We start from the raw sequence: 16150 nt of genomic DNA on the forward strand, positions 1-16150 counted from the left end.
TTGAGCTATCGGCGGCCGTTCGGACTCGCGCTCGCTGCGACGACCGATTCGTTGGCGCCCCACGCCGGTTCCGCGGGTGAGGTGGCTTCGCGTCGCGGCAGCACCAGGACGAATGTGCTGCCGACGCCCTCGGTCGAGGCGACGGTCACCGACCCCCGGTGGTGGTGGGCGACGTCCGCGACGATGGCCAGGCCCAGGCCGGTCCCCTGGATCTCACGCTCCGAGGCCGTCTGTCCCCGAGCGAAACGCTGGAACAGCGTCGACAACTCGTGCTCTGGGATCCCGATGCCCTCGTCCGTCACCTCGAGGGTGACCTCGTCCAGCGTGGTGATGAGCCGGACTCGGGCACCTGGGTGGTCGGGGCTGAACTTGATGGCGTTGTCGATCAGGTGCTCGAGAGCCCGGTTCAGTTCACGCGCGCGCCCGGTGACCAGAACCGGGTCCGACGGTCGGTCACGCACGATGGTCGCGCCGGGATGGGCCGAGCCCGCCCGGTCGCAGACGTCGGCCACGAGTTCGGCGACGTCTACGGGCCCGCCTCCGCCGGCGTCGCGTTTCTCGATCTGCGAGAGCAGCAGCAGGTCCTCGACCAGGGCCAGCAGCCGCAGACTGTTGCGCGACACGCGGTCCACCGCGACCGAGAGGGGCGGCGCGACCTCGCCGTACGCCCCGTCCTGCACCATCTCGATGTTGCCCACGATGCTGGTCAGCGGCGTACGCAGCTCATGACTGATCGTGGCGACGAAGGCGTCCTTGGCCTCGTCCAGGACCCGCTGACGATCCAGAGTGTCGGCCAGCGCCCGGGTCGTGGCGACGACGTCGGTGATGTCCTCGGAGGTGGACAGCCGACCGCGCGGCCGACCGGCGGAGTCACGGAGCGGGGACCACGACAACAGGTGGGTACGCACTCGACCGTCGGCACACAGGAAGTCCATCTGGACGCCGCCCTGGTCGTCGGCCGGCGCTGCCTCCCCGTTCGGTGGGTGCAACACGGAGCGAGGTCGGCCCAGCATGTCGTCCGCGGACCAGCCGAGGAGCTGCTCGGCGCCCACGTTGAAATGGGTGATGACCTCGGCGTCGTCGGAGCCGATGATGGCGACTCCGGTGGTGGCGTCCAGGACCTGCTGCACCAGGTCGCGTTGCGCGGCGGTCTCCTCGGCGCGCTGGATTCCTTCGTGGGTGCGCAGCACGATGGTGATCGACACGAGCGAGGCGACCACCGCGAAGGCCACCAGGACGAGCCCTGAGATGTTCTCGTCGAGGCCGTAGACGGTGGAGAGTTCCAACAGTGCGCCGGTCTCGAGGAACGTTGCGGTGGCGAGCACCAGGAGGCTGCCGTAGAGCTGAACCAGTGCCTGTCGCGGCGTGAGGCGGGAGGCCCCCCACCCGAGCGTGGGCAACAGGAGAAGCAAGGAGAGTTGTTGAGGACCTGCGGGCATCACGATCACCAGGTTCAGCACCCCGATGACCAGCCACTGGGCCCGGCGTTCGCGCCGTCCGGCCGGGGCTGCGTGACCGGGAAGGCCCGAGACCAGCGGCATCAGCGCGAGGACGGACGCGGAGGCTGTCCCAGCGAAGGCCAGCGGCATCAGACCGAAGAGGTCGCGTCCCCAGGTGATCTCCATCGCCAGACCGAGAGCACCCGATCCCAGACCCAGAAGGAGCGCCGCTCGCAACAGGCGCTGTAGATCCTGCTCGTCGTGCAGGACCAGTCCGTCGCGGCCGCGGACCAGTCCGGCCCCGATCCAGACGAGCAGACCCGAACCCACCCCACCGACGAGCGCCACCGCCGGGGGCCGGTCGACCAGCGCGTACGACGAACCCGCCGCGAGTCCGGCGAGCACCGACCAGAGGACGCGGTTGTGCCACAGGATCGCCACGGCGGCGATCGCCGGGACGAGGGTCCAGCTGGCGAAGATGTGGTCGGGATTCGGTGCCGCCAGGAGGTTGGAGGCGCCACCGATCAGAGCCAGGGTGGCTAGGCCGTAGCCAACACCCCGGTGCCGGTGCGGCACGGTGACCTCCTCAGTCCCTCCGGCGGCATACTTCCACGGGTGGGCGGAGGAGATACGAGAACGATGGTTTCGGGTGGGTATCTCCCTCCGTTGACCGCGAATCACTCAGCTGCGCAGGCGTTCCACCGTGCTCATCCCGTGGTAGACGACCACGGCGGCGATGGTGCCCAACGCGATCCCGGTGATCTGGATGTCGCCGGTGGCCAGGGACAGGTTGCCGATGCCGATCACGAGGGCGACCGCGGCGGTGAACTGATTGACCGGGCGGGAGAAGTCCACGTGGTTGTCGACCCAGATCTTCACGCCGATGATGCCGATCAGGCCGTAGAGCGCGACCGTCACGCCGCCGAGGACCCCGGCCGGGATGGTGTTGATGATCGCGCCGATCTTGGGTGACAGGCCGAGCAGGATCGCGACGACCCCCGCCACCCAGTACGCCGCGGTGGAGTAGACCCGGGTAGCCGCCATGACGCCGATGTTCTCGCCGTACGTCGTCGTACCCGATCCTCCGCCCGCTCCGGCCAGGGTGGTCGCCAGTCCGTCGGCGAGGAGTGCTCGTCCGGTCTGCTCGTTGAGGGACTCGTCCTCGGTCAGGTGCGCCACGCTGCGCACGTGCCCGACGTTCTCGGCGACCAACACCAGCACGACCGGCAGGAACGCAGGCAGCACCGACCAGGTCACCGTGGGGGAGGCGAAGTCGGGCCAACCGACCCAGGCGGCGTTGCGCACCGGGTCGAAATCGATGACGCCGGCCGCCGCGGCGAACGCGTAGCCGATCACGACGCCGAGGACGATCGCCAACCGCGCGGCCAGACCGCGGAACGCGACCGCGATCAGTAGTAGGGCCATCAGGGTCACCAGCGCGGTCCAGGGCGCCGCCTCGAAGTTGGATGTGGCCGCGCCCGAGAGGTTGAGCCCGATCAGCGCGACGATGGCGCCCGTCACGACCGGCGGCATCAGCGCGTCGATCCAGCCGGTGCCGGTCACCATGACGATGGCACCGACCAGGGCGAGCAGCAGACCGGTCGCCAGGATCCCGAACAGGGCAGCGCCCATGCCCTGCGCGGCTGTCGCCGCTCCGATCGGTGCGATGAAGGCGAACGACGAGCCGAGGTAGCTGGGCAGCCGGTTCCTGGTCAGGATCAGGAACAGCAACGTGCCCACACCGGAGAAGAACAACGTCGCTGAGGGCGGGAAGCCGGTCAGCAGCGGGACGAGGAACGTGGCGCCGAACATGGCGACGACGTGTTGAGCCCCGAAGCCGATGGTCAGCGGCCAGGACAGCCGTTCGTCGGGGGCGACGATCTCGTCGTTGGCGATGGTCTTGCCGTTGCCGTGCAGCTTCCAGGAGAGTGCCATGGCGGGACTCTAGTGGTGGGTCGGGTCAGAAGATCGCGCGCAGCAAGACGACGAGAACGAACAGCCCGAGGGCGAGGCTGAGGATCAACGGGAGTACGACGAGACCGAAGGCCGCGACCAGGTAGCCGGCGGTCGGGGGCTTGGTGGCCGGGTGTGCGGCGGTCGCCTTCTCGAGCAGCTGAAAGTTCTTCCGGTTGGCCCGGTGGGCGACGTCGGCCAGGTCGCCAGCGACGGGGACCAGCCCGAGGGCCGCGTCGAGGATCAGGTTCCACCCCATCCGACCCAGCGTCGAGACCGGGACCCGGTGCTGGACGGCGTCGTAGAGGATCACCCCGGAGATGGCCGATCCCGCGACATCGCCCACTCCCGGCACCAGACCGATGACCGAGTCCAGGCCCAGCCCGATCTTCGTGCCCGGCACGGTGACGGCGTCGTCCATGAGCCGGGCGACCCACTGACTGCGGTTCGTCGAGGCTGTTCCTGTGCTGGTCGTCGGCTCGTCCACCCCGCCATTCTGACCGATTCGGAGCCGCCGCACCCCACCCCTGACGGTGCCTCTTCCGTCGGTGCGGGCAATGGGACACAGTGGCCTCATGCTCGGTGACTCTCGGCCCACGGACTGGCTCCTGCGGATGGGGGAGCGCGGCAATCCGTTCACCAGTCTCGACGATCACCACCCGGGTTCGGATGCGTGGTCGCAGGGGAACCTGGTGCGCCCGTTGGTGGACGGGGTCGCCTACTTCGGGGAGCTCTTCGAGCGGCTCCAGGAGACGAAGGCCGGTGACCTCGTCTACTTCACCGACTGGCAGGGCGAGGCCGATCAGCAGCTCACCGACGACCCCGCGAGCCAGGTGGTCGAGGTCCTGGGGGATGCCGACGAGCGCGGGGTCGACGTACGCGGGTTGGTGTGGCGGTCCCACTCGGAGGCGTTCGGCTTTAGCCACGAGTCGAACCGGTTGCTGGGCAAGAGGTTGCAGGCCCGCGGCGCCGAGGCGCTCCTCGACATGCGGGTCCGGCTGGGTGGATCGCACCACCAGAAGCTGGTGGTCATCCGGTTCCGCGACGACCCGAGCCGGGACGTGGCCTACGTCGGCGGCATCGACCTGTGTCACTCGCGCCGCGACGACGCGCGGCACCTCGGGGATCCTCAAGCCGTCGACATGGCCCCGGAGTACGGCGCCCGCCCGCCCTGGCACGACATCCAGGCGGCGATCTCGGGCCCGGCCGTCCACGACGTCGAGACCGTTTTCCGGGAGCGGTGGCTCGACCCGACGCGGCTGAGCCGTAACCCGATCTACTACTACAAGGATCGGTGGAGCGGTCTGGACGTGAGCCCTGACCCGCTGCCCGACCAGGCGCCACCGCCGCCTCCGGTCGAGGGCGGGACCCACGTCGTACAACTGCTGAGGACCTATCCCGATCTGCGGTTCAACCGCGACTACCCCTTCGCGCGGGGTGGCGAGCGCAGCGTCGCCCGGGGCTACACCAAGGCGCTCGGGCGGGCGCGCCGATTGGTCTACATCGAGGACCAGTACCTCTGGGGGCACCACATCGGCGAGGCCTTCACCGAGATGCTGCGCGAGCACGCGAATCTGCACGTGATGGCGGTCGTCCCGCGGCACACCGACAAGGACGGCGCGTTGGCTCGCGTGCCCCAACTGCTGGGGCGACGCCGCGCCATGCTCGAAATGGCTCAGGTGGCTCCGGATCGGGTGGCGCTCTACAGCCTGGAGAACCACGAGGGGACGCCGGTCTACGTGCACGCCAAGACCTGCATCATGGACGACGTCTGGGCCACCATCGGGTCGGACAACTTCAACCGGCGCTCGTGGACCCACGACTCGGAGTTGTCGGCGGTGGTGATCGACACCGCGGGTGAGTACGCCCGCACGCTGCGCCTCACCCTCGCCGCCGAGCATCTGGACCGGGACCCCGAGACCCCGGGTTCGATGGACGACTGTGTCGACCCGGTCGACATGTTTCACACGTACGCCGCCAGCGCGGCCCGGCTCGATGCCTGGCACGAGGGCGGACAGGCGGGTCCGCGTCCGGCCGGCCGTCTGCGGCGGCTCCAGCCGCCCGAGCTCGGCGCGGTGGCGCGGTCGGCGTACGCCCTGCCCTATCGGTGGCTACACGATCCGGACGGTCGTCCCCGCAGCAAGCGGAGCAAGGACCGTCACTGATCGTGTCGACGGACCATTCCCCGCAGCCAAGTGCTGTGCTTGATTGACCCCATGAACTTCAACGGCATGTGGGCCGAGCCAGGTAGCGACCCGCGGGCGACGCTGGTGCCCGGTAAGGGTGAGAAGGCGGTCCTGGCTGAGTACCTCGACCGGTACCGAATGACCTTCGAGCTCAAGTGCGAGGGGCTCAGCGACGAGCAGTTGGCCACTCGGTCCGTCCCACCGTCGACGATGTCGCTTCTCGGGCTCGTTCGCCATCTCGCTCGGGTCGAGCACTCCTGGACGCGCCGGGTCTTCGAAGGTCACAGCGAGTTGCCGCGGCTGTACCGAACGGAGGCCGACCCCGACCTGGACTTCAACCAGGCCGTGGCCGATAGCGGGGTCATCGCCGAGGCCTGGGACACGTGGCGCGAAGAGGTCGACCACTCCCGTGCCGTCTACGCCGACCTGGATCTCGACAACGTCCTCGACGTCCACGGTCAGCAGGTGGAGGTGCGCGACATCGTGGTCCACCTCGTGGAGGAGTACGCCCGCCACGTCGGTCACGCCGATCTGCTGCGGGAGTGCATCGATGGGCGGACGGGCCAGTAGGCAACGGTTGCATTGCGCCCGCCAGAGCTCGGCGCGATGCTTGATCAGGGGAGACAAATCCGCAGCATGTGCGGATTTATCTCCCCTGATCACGCGGTCTTGTCAAGAACGGGAGTGGCGGCAGGTGCGGCGGTGCTCCCAGGCCCCCAGGTGACGAAACGATGGCGGCGCCCGGGGCCCTCACCTAGGCTCGTGTAGGACTATCCCTATGTCGGGAAGGGCGGGGATCTGGTGATCGAGTCACTCAACGGGTGGAGACTGGCGGCACTCGCGCTGGTGTTGTTCGCGGCGCTGTGTACCGCCTTCGCGCTGCTCTCCGAATCCCAGTTCGAGTTGTTCTCCCACTTCGTCCTGATCGTCGGTATCGGTCTGATGACGTTGCGGTTCCTCATCCGCGGCAAGAAGGATTCCTAGGACCAGCGGAAAGAACCAATCGCGGTCCTCGCCGGGCAGCTACACACTCGTCAGCAACTGCGACGTGCTGACGACGGTGGCGAACTCACCGTGCAGATTGGTCGCGGTGACCCGGCTGAGTTCAGCCGCGGTGACCACGCTCCCGTCGGGTGCGACCCGGTCGTGCGTGTGCGTGGCATCGAGGGCGAAGAGCACCTGGTGGCCCAGGTTGCCTCCCACTCGGGCGGTCGTCTCGCAGCAGTGGTTGGTGGTGATCCCGCAGACGACGAAGCCGTCGAGCTGACGATCGCGCAGCCATGCGTCCAGGTCCGGCTCCCCGTGGAAACTGGAGTTGACGCCCTTGGACACCAGCAGGTCCGGGTGCCCGCTCACGATCGCCTTGAAGTCGTTGCCCGGTTGTCCCGGACGCAACGGCGAGGTCGCCCCGGACGAGTCGTGTCGCACGAACACCACCGGCCGGCGGCGATCGCGCCATACGGCGAGGAGTGCTTCGATGTTGTCCTCGCACTCGGGGTTGTTGCGGGGACCCCAGTAGTCGGGTTCGTCGAAGCCGCGCTGTACGTCGATGACGAGCAGCGCGAACCGGTCGAGGTCCGGGAGGTCAGCCAGAGGTACGTCCACGCCCGCCAGTCTGCCTCAGGAAAGCGACGGCTACTGGTGGGAGACGTTGGGCAGTTTGCGGGCCGCGAACACCCCGACCAGCCCCATGGCCGCGAGGAACAGCAACGCCAACTCCACGGCGGCGATCGCCAACAACGAGCTGATGGCTCCGACCAGCAGGAGTATGACGCCCATGGCCGAATTGGAGACCGCGACGTACTTCGTGCGGCGGTCCCCTTCAGCCATGTCGACGATGTAGGTCTTGCGTCCCACCCGGACCCCGGTGTGCAGCAGCGTGAGGAGGAAGTACGCCGCCACGAAGACCAGGTCGGCCCATACCGATTCCTGGGAGAACCCGGGCATGGTCACCGCCACCACGAGAGCCACGATCACCGCAGAGGCCGCTGCGGCCCCGACACTCATCAGGTTCCCGCTCGACCGGTCGGCCCACCGACCGAAGATCCCGCCACCGATAAGCGCCGCCACACCCGAGGCGATGATGAAGCTGCCGAGGCCGGCCAACCCCTCCGTGCCCGAGCTCACCGCCAGAGTCACCACGAAGGGTGGGCTGAGTGCAGAGACGAGAAGGAGTGAGCGCACGGACACGAACAGCCGGAAGTCGCGGTCCTCGCGCAGGAGCCCCCAACTCTCGGTGAGCCAGTTCCCGTTGTCGTCCGCGTTGGACTGACCGTCGTCGACCGGCTCCGACGGTGCCTCGGGGTCGACCGGCTCGCGGATGCCGGCGTACACCGCGGCCACCCCGACCCAGCACACGGCTCCGCCGGCCAGCAGCCAGGCGATCTGACCGGGTCGCAGGTCCGCCCCGCCGAACAGCCGGATCCCGAGTCCGAGCGTGAGCGCGACCGTCCCGGCCGCGATCGTCGCCAACCCGTTGATCTGCCCGCGCTGGCCCTTCGGCACCGTCCGGCCCTGCACGTCCTTCGACGAGATCGACGTCAGGCAGCGGCCCAGCGAGAACAGGGTCAGGGCGGCCACGATCACCAGGCCGGCCGTCAGCCCGCTTCCCACGGCGGCGGTCAACGCCATGCCCGCCACCGCGCTCGCCTGGACCAGCGCGCCGGTGACGAAGACCCACTTGCGGTGGCGTACCCGCACGACCAGCGGGGTCAGGAACGCCTGAGGAAGCATGGAGCCCGACTCCCGGATCGGCACGAGCACCCCCGCGAGCGCAGGCGGCACTCCCAGGGCGCTGAAGAGCCACGGCAGCACGGTCGAGGCGTTGATGGCCTGGTCGCCCGAGGACTGCAGGGCGTGAGCACCAACCAGACGCAGGCCGTTGCGGGGTACGTCGGCCCGCACCTTGTCCGGTAACTCTCGCTCGATCTCGGGGTCGCGATTCACCAGAGCGGAGTAGACCTTCTCACCGTTTCGCACCCCAGAAACCTATGCCGAGGCCACCGTGAGCCGATCTAGGGGCGGCGCAGGGCTTCCTTGAATCCGATCTTGCGGCCGGTCTGCATCAGGTTCCGGTCGTAGATGCGGGCCCCGAGACGGACGAGCAGCACGGCCGCGACCACGTTGAGGGCCAGGGAGAGCAGGATCGCCCAGAGTTGGACGTCGTCGTACGCGAGTCGACCGGGCATCACGATCGCGGAGAGCACCGGCACCTGCGAGGCGATCTCGAGCACCGTGCCCTCGGCGAACGCGCTGAGCATGTAGCCCCCGAGCAGCACCGCCTGGAGGGGCATGGTGGTCGACGCGATGTCCTGCACCCGCGAGGCAAGGGCGCCGGCCGCGGACCAGAGCGCGGCCAGGGCGATGAAGCCGAGCGCGAAGAAGGCGACGAACCACAGCATCGCCGGGCCTACGCCGGTGAGCAGGGTGTCGTTGCCCAGGAGCGCGAAGATCGCCAGGCCGCCGCCGACCAGGACCACCACCTGGCCCAGCGCGAGGAGGGTGTTGCCAGCGATCTTGCCCCAGAGGAGGGCTCGGGTCGGGATCGCGGCGGCCAGGATCTCCACGACGCGGCTCTCCTTCTCGGTCACCACGCTCTGCGCGATCTGCATGCCGAAGAGGATGGCCACCAGGTAGAAGATCAGCGACAGCCCGAACGCGACGAGCTTGCGTTGGACGACGTCCTCGGAGTCGGGGTCGAGCAGGTCGACCGTCACGGCGGCACCCTGGTTGAGGGCCTCGAGGTCGACGTCCTGGGCGGCCGCGTTGCGGGCCACGGCCTCGGCCGCGATCGTCGAGCGGACGGCGGCCTCGAGGGACGGGTCGACGTCGTTGTCGGCGATCAACGTCCAGGCACCGTCCTCGAGCACCAGTGCTGCGTTGATGTCGCCGTTGGTGATGGCGGTGTCGACGGCCGCGCGGTCGGCGTACTCCACGCCGGTGACCTGGGTGCCCTCGCCGAGGGCCGTCTCCAGTCCGTCCGTCACGTCCAGGGGTGCCCCGACGACGCCCACGTCGTACGTCGTGTCGCGATCCCCGAAGTAGTCGAGCGCCACCAGGCCGGCCCACGAAACGAGCACCAGGGCCACGAAGCCCCAGATGAAGGCCTTCTCGCGGAACTTCGCGCGGATCTCGCGTTCGGCGACGATCCGCCAGGCGCTGGTCTGGGTGCTCATCGGGTGGCCTCCCGGAAGACGTGGGCGAGCGGCTCGACGTGGCGGTGGAAGTCGCTGACGCGGGTGTGAGCGGCGAGGTGGGCGAGCAGGTCGGCCGGGTCACCGCTGGTGATGGTGAGGTACGCCGCTTCCTCGTCGCGACGGTCGACGTGGGCCCCCGGAAGGGTGTCGAGGACGGAGGGGTCCTCGACGACCACGCGGTAGCGGACCGGACCGGTGTGCCGTAGTTCGTCGGTGGCGCCAGCGACGACCACGCGCCCGCGGTTGAGGATGATCAGGTCGTCGCAAAGCCGCTCGACGAGTTCGAGTTGGTGGCTGGAGAAGAGCACCGGGACGTCGGATCCGACCTCGTTCTGCAGCAGGTCCACCATCGAGTCGACGGCCAGGGGGTCCAGGCCGCTGAAGGGTTCGTCGAGGACCAGCGCTGTCGGTTGGTGGATGAGCGCGGCTGCGATCTGGATGCGTTGCTGGTTGCCGAGGCTGAGTTCATCGAGCAGGTCATCGCGGCGGTCGTCGAGTCCGAAGTGGTCCAGCAGGTGCCGGGCACGCTCCCGGCTCGCCGTCTTGTCCAGGCCGTGCAGCCGGGCGAGGAAGACGAGTTGGTCGACCAGCGTCATCCGTGGGTAGAGGCCACGCTCCTCGGGCATGTAGCCGAAGTCGCGGCGCTGGTCGGTGGTGATCGGTACGCCGTTCCACTGCACCTCGCCACCACTGGGCGCGAGCACCCCCATCAGCATCCGCATCGTGGTGGTCTTCCCGGCGCCGTTGGCCCCCACGAATCCGGTCAGTCGTCCGGGCCGCACTTCGAAGGTCACGTCGTCGACGACCACCGTGTCCCCGAACTTCCGAGTCAGTCCTGTCGCACTCAACATGTCGTCACGATAATCGGCGACATCGTGGGGTCAAGGAGGCCCTTTCCCAGCGCAGATCGTCGGCCGAGCGCTAGCCCGGTCACAACACGAACGTGCCGGTGAGGATCGCTTTCGTCATCACGACGAGGAAGGCAACGGGGAGCCCGAGGACGAATCCGAGGGCAAGACTTCTCAGACGCATGGCGGGCACCGAGCTCACGGCGAAGGACGCCGCGTACCCAGCCAGGGCAACCGCAAGGAAACCGATGTGCGCGGCCCCCCAAGCGAAGTATCCGCTGCCGGCGTCCAGTGCGTAGAAGACCAACTGCACGAGCGTGCCGGCAGCCGCACCGACCGCGACGCTTGGCCCCGCCAGGAGAAGCCGAGAACCTGGGGAAATCCGGAGTGACGTCATGTGCGTGCCCGCTCTGTGATGGATCCCGGGGGGTCTCAGGTGGTTGGGGAGAAGCCGAGGGGTGCTGCCTGCTCAGTATGCGGGACGTAGGCACCCGCGGCACCCCATGACATCGTCCCGTCGCCCCCGTCCGCGGTAGCGTCGGTGCCGGGGCGCGGCCGGAACTCGGTGTCGGCGCCGGGCGTTAGGTTCACCGTCCACCCCGAACCGGAGCAGGTGCCCGCCCTTGAGTTTTGTCCCCGTCACCGGTCCGGCCCTCCTGCGGCCGGCCGATCCGCCTCGCGAGAGCGTCGTGGAGTTCAGTGACGACCGGCGTACGGTCGCGTTGCCGATCCGGGCCGCCCTCCCGATCCTGACCAAGTCCCACGCCCGCGACGACCTCCACCCGAGCGTGGGCCTGCTCGCCGGGTCGGTGCTGCTGGCGATGAAGTTCGTGGCCGCCGGGAAGATCGAACCCAACCGCAGCACCGCGCGCACCTCCTCGTGGCGGGTCAGCCCCCTGGACGCCTCCGACACCGAGCGGGTCAGCCTGCTCGCCGCGGGCCGGGCGTACGGCGATGTCGCGGCCGAGGATGCCGAGGTGATCGTCCGGCAGATGCTGGACGCCGTGGCCGACGCGATGCCGCGCACGAGTCCGGACACCTCGACGCTGAGCCCGGCGTCGCGTTCGACCGGCGCCCCCACGCGACGGAGTGCTCAGGAGCCAGGCTTCTCCGACCGACTCCAGTCCCGACTGGCCCGGTTGGCGAACCCCGCTCCCAAGGACGCCGACCTCCCCCAACTCGTGCGGATCTCGCTGCGGATCGAGGCCGACGAGGAGGAACTCATCGCCGGCGCGATCCGGGTCGTCCTCCAGGTCCACGACGAGGCCGATCCGCTGCACGTCTGCGACGGTGCCCTGCTGTGGACCGAGTCCGCCGGGGACTCCCGGGCGGGCTCGGGTCACGGCTTCGGATCCCGCGCCCGGACCCACGCGACCATCGCTCTGCGGGGAGCGGCTGAGGCGTGGCCGGTGCTGGACCGCCTCCTGGAGAGCCCGGTCCCCGATGAGATCACCCTCGACGCCGAGGAGATCTCGAGCCTGCTCGACACCGGCGTCGCGGCGCTGCGGGACCGCGGAGTGGACGTGCTGTGGCCCCGATCGTTGGGACGCGACCTGACGAGCACGGCCGTGCTCGACCGCAAGGGCGCAGCGACCAGCAGCCACGAGGAGCCGCTCCAGGATCCGCTGTTGGGCGGGGACTCGCTCTTCGCGTTCAACTGGCAGCTCGCCGTACACGGCGACGACCTGACCCCCGAGGAGATGGACGAGTTGGCCAACGCGGCCACTCCGATCCTGAAGCTGCGCGGCAACTGGACCGTGGTCGACCCCGCGGTCGCGCGCAAGGCCCGCAAACGCCTGATCCGCAACGTGAAACCCGCCCAGGCCGTGGCCGCAGCGCTGACGGGGTCGGCACGACTGGAGACCTCCGGGGAGTCGGGTGTCGAGACCGGCGTCGTGGTCGGGGCCAGCCTGTTGAAGCTCCGCGAGCAACTGCTCGAGGCCCCCACCCGGGATCCGATCGAGACGCCGGTGGCGCTGGAGGCGACCCTGCGCGAGTACCAACGCCACGGGCTGACCTGGCTCGCCGACCTCACCCGCCTCGGCCTCGGCGCCTGCCTGGCCGACGACATGGGCCTCGGCAAGACGATTACCCTGATCGCCCTGCACCTGCACCGGGTCTCGCTCGGTGCGACTGGCCCAACGCTGGTGGTCTGCCCGGCCAGCCTGCTGGGCAACTGGGAGACCGAGATCCGCCGCTTCGCCCCCGGTACGCCGGTCCGCCGGTTCCACGGGACCTCCCGTTCGCTGTCGGGCCTGGCTGACGAGACGGCCGCCGGTTTCGTGCTCACCACCTATGGCACGATGCGTGTCGACCACGAGACCCTGGCCGCGGTCGACTGGGATCTGGTCGTCGCCGACGAGGCCCAACACATCAAGAACCCGGCATCCTCGACGGCTCGTTTCTTGCGCAAGATCCCCAGCCGGGGGCGGGTTGCGCTGACCGGCACCCCGGTCGAGAACAACCTGACCGAGCTGTGGGCCGTCCTGGACTGGTGCACCCCCGGGCTCCTGGGCAGCCGCAACGCGTTCCGCAAGGTGTGGGCCGCCCCGATCGAGTCCGGTCTGGAGCCGACCAAGGCCCGGCAGTTCGCCGACCTCATCGGGCCGTTCCTCCTGCGCCGCCGCAAGTCCGACCCCGGCATCGCACCGGAGCTGCCGGAGAAGACCGAGACCGACCACTCCCTGCAACTGACCCGGGAGCAGGTCGTCCTCTACGAGGCGTTCGTGCGCGACACCCTCGACCGGATCGAACGCGCCGAACCGGAGGCTCGACGAGGGTTGGTCCTCGCTCTGTTGACGGGGCTGAAGCAGATCTGCAACCACCCTGCGCACTTCCTCAAGCAATCCGGCGCCGTCCGCCTCAGCGGACGTTCGGAGAAGTTGGACCTGCTCGACGAGTTGCTGGGGACGATCCTGGTCGAGGATGGCGCCGCGTTGATCTTCACCCAGTACGTCGCCATGGGGCGGCTCCTCGAGCAGCATCTGAGCGCGGCCGGGCTGCCCCACCAGTTCCTGCACGGGAGTGTGCCGGTGCGGGAGCGGGAGAAGATGGTGGCCCGTTTCCAGGCAGGAGAGAGCCCGGTCTTCCTGCTGTCGCTGAAGGCCGGCGGCACGGGGTTGAACCTCACCCGCGCCGACCACGTCATCCACCTGGACCGCTGGTGGAACCCAGCGGTGGAGGAGCAGGCCACCGACCGGGCCTACCGGATCGGCCAGACCAGGCCGGTCCAGGTGCACCGCCTGATCACCCGCGGCACCGTCGAGGAGAAGATCGCCGAACTCCTCACCCGCAAACGGGCGTTGGCCGACGCGGTCCTTGGTCGCGGTGAGGCGGCGTTGACCGAGTTGAGCAACGAGGAGCTGCGCGACCTGGTCACCCTGCGGCGGGAGGGGTGAGCGGACTGGACGGGGCGATCGTCCACCCCGGGCATGCGGCCCGGCGGGGAGCGGCCCGGGCAACCACGTGGTGGGGCAAGGCCTGGGTGCGCGGAGCCGAGGAGGCGGCGTACGACGTCCGCGATCTGAAGCGCGCGCGCGTCCTGTCCCGGTCGGGGAACCTCGGCCAGATCACCGTGGCGTCGGGACACCTGGTGGCCGCGGTCCTCGACAAGGGGGAGTGGCGCACCGTCGAGGTGACGCTCCCGGTGCTGGACGACGCGTCGAGCGAGGCGCTGGTCGAGGTGGTGGCCGCCGAGTCGGGCCGGATCGCCAGCCTGATGGCGGGGGACCTCCCGCACCTCCTGGTCGAGCACGCCGAGGAGTCCGGGGTCGAGTTGCTGCCCTTCGGTGGTGAGTGGGGGGCCACCTGCACCTGTGACGGCTGGGTCGATCCGTGCGCCCATGCGCTGGCCCTTCTCTATCAAGTGACGTGGCTGGTCGAGACCGATCCGTTCGTACTCCTGCACCTGCGCGGGCTATCGCGCCATGACCTGCTGGCCCGGCTGCACAGCCGAACCGTCGACGCCGCCGAGGTCACCGACGAGGACCCCACCGTCGAGGTCGCCATCGACGCAGCCATGCGCGCCCAACGCATCCTGGACACGATGGACGACCCGGACGCCGGGGTCGAGCACCTGTTCTGAGGGGCCGGCCCTTGGTTGGTCGTTCGTTGACGCTCCCGAAGCCCGCGAGTAGTTTCGAAGTCAGGCGTGCTCGGGGCGTTTACTGTTGCCTGTCGATCCGCCACGAGCCCGTAGGGAGTGCCCATGACCCTGACTGCGGCTGAATGGGCCGGCGCGGAGACGATCGACGACGTTCTCGAGCGCATGGACGCGATCGACCGGGCGCTGCCCGCCGAAGACGGCATCGCCACCTTCAACCGGATGTACCACCAGGTGACCAAGCTGGTCGACGAAGCGGTCGACACCCGCCTGTTCCTGGCTGGTGAGTTCCTGGGACGCCTGGACGTGCACTTCGCCAACCTCTACTTCGAGGCGTACGCCGCCTCCCTGGAGGACACCGAGATCCCCCGGGCCTGGGCGCCGCTGTTCAAGGCCCGGATCAAGCCCGACACGATGCCCATCCAGTTCGCCTTCGCGGGGATGAACGCCCACATCTCCCACGACCTCCCCCTCGCGGTGGTCACCACCTGCCGGGAACTGCTGGTCATCCCGCAGGAGGACACCCCGGAGTACACCGACTACATCGGGACCAACGAGATTCTCGCCGAGGCCGCCGAAACCATCCGAGGCTGGTTCATGACCGGCAACCTCGCCCGGCTCGACCAACTGGGCGGTCGCGTCGACGACGCCCTGGAGATGTTCGGCCTCCACCTGGCACGGGTGGCGGCCTGGGAGAGCGCCGAGATGTTGTGGAACCTGGCCGACAACCCCCGGCTCGACAAGATCTTCCGGGCCGGGCTGGGGCGGACGGTGGAGTTGGCCAACCGGGGGATCTTGCTCTAGTTCGATCCGGTTGGCTCAGCCTTGCTCGTCCGTATTGCTCCAGATGCGGTGCAGGGCTCGGGGTAACCCCCAGATACCTCGTTCAGTCAGCCGTTGGTTGGCGTCGAGCACGCCGAGGTCCTGCCAGAGTGGCGTCAGGTGGAGTAGAGCCATCTCGAGCACCGCGAGGTGGCCCTCGGGGTCCTCGATCTCTCCGTCGATTTCGTCGAGCTGTTCGATGTCGTCCTGCACGACTTGAGGATCGAGGTCACCACCTGGTCCGCGTCGTACGACCCCGAGGGCGAGTCCGAGCCAGTCGACGTGTTGGAGCGCCAGCGTCGCCGAGACCGCCTCGATGTCGTCGTCCTCGGGAAGCTCGGATGGGGACATGGTCTGCGCGAGTTCCGCCACCCACTGGCCGTCGTGCTCAGTGAGGTCGTCGTTGAGCCTCGGCACTCGCTCGATGAGATACGCGGCGGCAGCGGCATCAACCGCCTCCAACTCCTCCAGCATTGAGTCGATCTCGGCATCGGAGAGTTCCCACGCGTCAGACATGCCACCAGGGTAGAACGTCCCTGAGGAGCGAGCACGAATCAAACGGCGGATCAAACGCCCCCACGGTCCCCTGAGATGACCGGCCGGC

At 68.9% G+C, this 16150-nt stretch carries 15 protein-coding genes; 6 read left to right on the forward strand and 9 right to left on the reverse strand.

The window, feature by feature from the left end:
* Window positions 1-5 precede the first annotated feature (5 nt).
* The 3 genes from ACYVLV_RS15865 to ACYVLV_RS15875 form a co-directional block, all read right to left on the reverse strand.
* Entirely contained in the window at window positions 6-2015 is a 2010-nt protein-coding gene (locus ACYVLV_RS15865) for a sensor histidine kinase (RefSeq protein ID WP_460811376.1), read from the reverse strand.
* Window positions 2016-2120: 105 nt separating this feature from the next.
* Window positions 2121-3374 carry a uracil-xanthine permease family protein gene (locus ACYVLV_RS15870; protein WP_460811377.1) on the reverse strand — a complete coding sequence of 418 codons (1254 nt, stop codon included), beginning with the start codon at window positions 3372-3374 and terminating at the stop codon, window positions 2121-2123.
* Window positions 3375-3399: 25 nt separating this feature from the next.
* Window positions 3400-3879 carry a DUF4112 domain-containing protein gene (locus ACYVLV_RS15875; RefSeq protein ID WP_460811378.1) on the reverse strand — a complete coding sequence of 160 codons (480 nt, stop codon included), beginning with the start codon at window positions 3877-3879 and terminating at the stop codon, window positions 3400-3402.
* 88 nt (window positions 3880-3967) lie between these two features.
* Here ACYVLV_RS15875 and ACYVLV_RS15880 point away from each other — a divergent pair, with 88 nt between their 5' ends.
* The 3 genes from ACYVLV_RS15880 (at window position 3968) to ACYVLV_RS15890 (ending at window position 6562) form a co-directional block, all read left to right on the forward strand.
* Window positions 3968-5557, forward strand: coding sequence for a phospholipase D family protein (locus ACYVLV_RS15880; RefSeq protein WP_460811379.1), 1590 nt, complete (start codon window positions 3968-3970; stop codon window positions 5555-5557).
* Between the two features lie 51 nt (window positions 5558-5608).
* The gene (locus tag ACYVLV_RS15885; RefSeq protein ID WP_460811380.1) at window positions 5609-6148 is read left to right on the forward strand and encodes a DinB family protein; all 540 of its coding nucleotides are present in this window, start codon (window positions 5609-5611) and stop codon (window positions 6146-6148) included.
* A gap of 231 nt (window positions 6149-6379) precedes the next feature.
* Window positions 6380-6562, forward strand: a complete 183-nt coding sequence (locus ACYVLV_RS15890) for a hypothetical protein (protein WP_460811381.1) — start codon at window positions 6380-6382, stop codon at window positions 6560-6562.
* Window positions 6563-6601: 39 nt separating this feature from the next.
* On the opposite strand, the gene ACYVLV_RS15895 is transcribed toward ACYVLV_RS15890, so the two are convergent.
* The 5 genes from ACYVLV_RS15895 to ACYVLV_RS15915 form a co-directional block, all read right to left on the reverse strand.
* Window positions 6602-7183 (reverse strand): isochorismatase family protein, encoded by a 582-nt coding sequence (locus ACYVLV_RS15895; RefSeq protein ID WP_460811382.1) that lies wholly within the window; start codon window positions 7181-7183, stop codon window positions 6602-6604.
* Between the two features lie 30 nt (window positions 7184-7213).
* Window positions 7214-8557 (reverse strand): MFS transporter, encoded by a 1344-nt coding sequence (locus ACYVLV_RS15900; protein ID WP_460811383.1) that lies wholly within the window; start codon window positions 8555-8557, stop codon window positions 7214-7216.
* Window positions 8558-8592: 35 nt separating this feature from the next.
* The gene (locus ACYVLV_RS15905; RefSeq protein WP_460811384.1) at window positions 8593-9753 is read right to left on the reverse strand and encodes an ABC transporter permease; all 1161 of its coding nucleotides are present in this window, start codon (window positions 9751-9753) and stop codon (window positions 8593-8595) included.
* On the reverse strand, window positions 9750-10625 hold the full coding sequence (locus ACYVLV_RS15910; RefSeq protein ID WP_460811385.1) for an ABC transporter ATP-binding protein: 876 nt from the start codon (window positions 10623-10625) through the stop codon (window positions 9750-9752). Before ACYVLV_RS15910 ends, ACYVLV_RS15905 begins: the two co-directional genes overlap by 4 nt.
* A gap of 79 nt (window positions 10626-10704) precedes the next feature.
* Entirely contained in the window at window positions 10705-11019 is a 315-nt protein-coding gene (locus ACYVLV_RS15915) for a hypothetical protein (RefSeq protein WP_460811386.1), read from the reverse strand.
* A gap of 226 nt (window positions 11020-11245) precedes the next feature.
* Between ACYVLV_RS15915 and ACYVLV_RS15920 the strand changes: the two genes are divergently transcribed.
* The 3 genes from ACYVLV_RS15920 to ACYVLV_RS15930 all read left to right on the forward strand — a co-directional run bounded on the left by ACYVLV_RS15920 (window position 11246) and on the right by ACYVLV_RS15930 (window position 15528).
* Window positions 11246-14020, forward strand: coding sequence for a DEAD/DEAH box helicase (locus ACYVLV_RS15920; RefSeq protein ID WP_460811387.1), 2775 nt, complete (start codon window positions 11246-11248; stop codon window positions 14018-14020).
* Entirely contained in the window at window positions 14017-14706 is a 690-nt protein-coding gene (locus ACYVLV_RS15925) for an SWIM zinc finger family protein (protein WP_460811388.1), read from the forward strand. The genes ACYVLV_RS15920 and ACYVLV_RS15925 overlap by 4 nt, the downstream gene beginning before the upstream one ends.
* 123 nt (window positions 14707-14829) lie before the next feature.
* Complete coding sequence (locus ACYVLV_RS15930; protein ID WP_460811389.1) at window positions 14830-15528, forward strand: DUF5995 family protein; 699 nt, start codon at window positions 14830-14832, stop codon at window positions 15526-15528.
* A 15-nt stretch (window positions 15529-15543) separates the two neighbouring features.
* Here ACYVLV_RS15930 and ACYVLV_RS15935 read toward each other — a convergent pair whose 3' ends face one another.
* Window positions 15544-16062 (reverse strand): hypothetical protein, encoded by a 519-nt coding sequence (locus tag ACYVLV_RS15935; protein WP_460811390.1) that lies wholly within the window; start codon window positions 16060-16062, stop codon window positions 15544-15546.
* Window positions 16063-16150 lie beyond the last annotated feature (88 nt).

Source organism: Nocardioides salsibiostraticola (assembly GCF_054783655.1).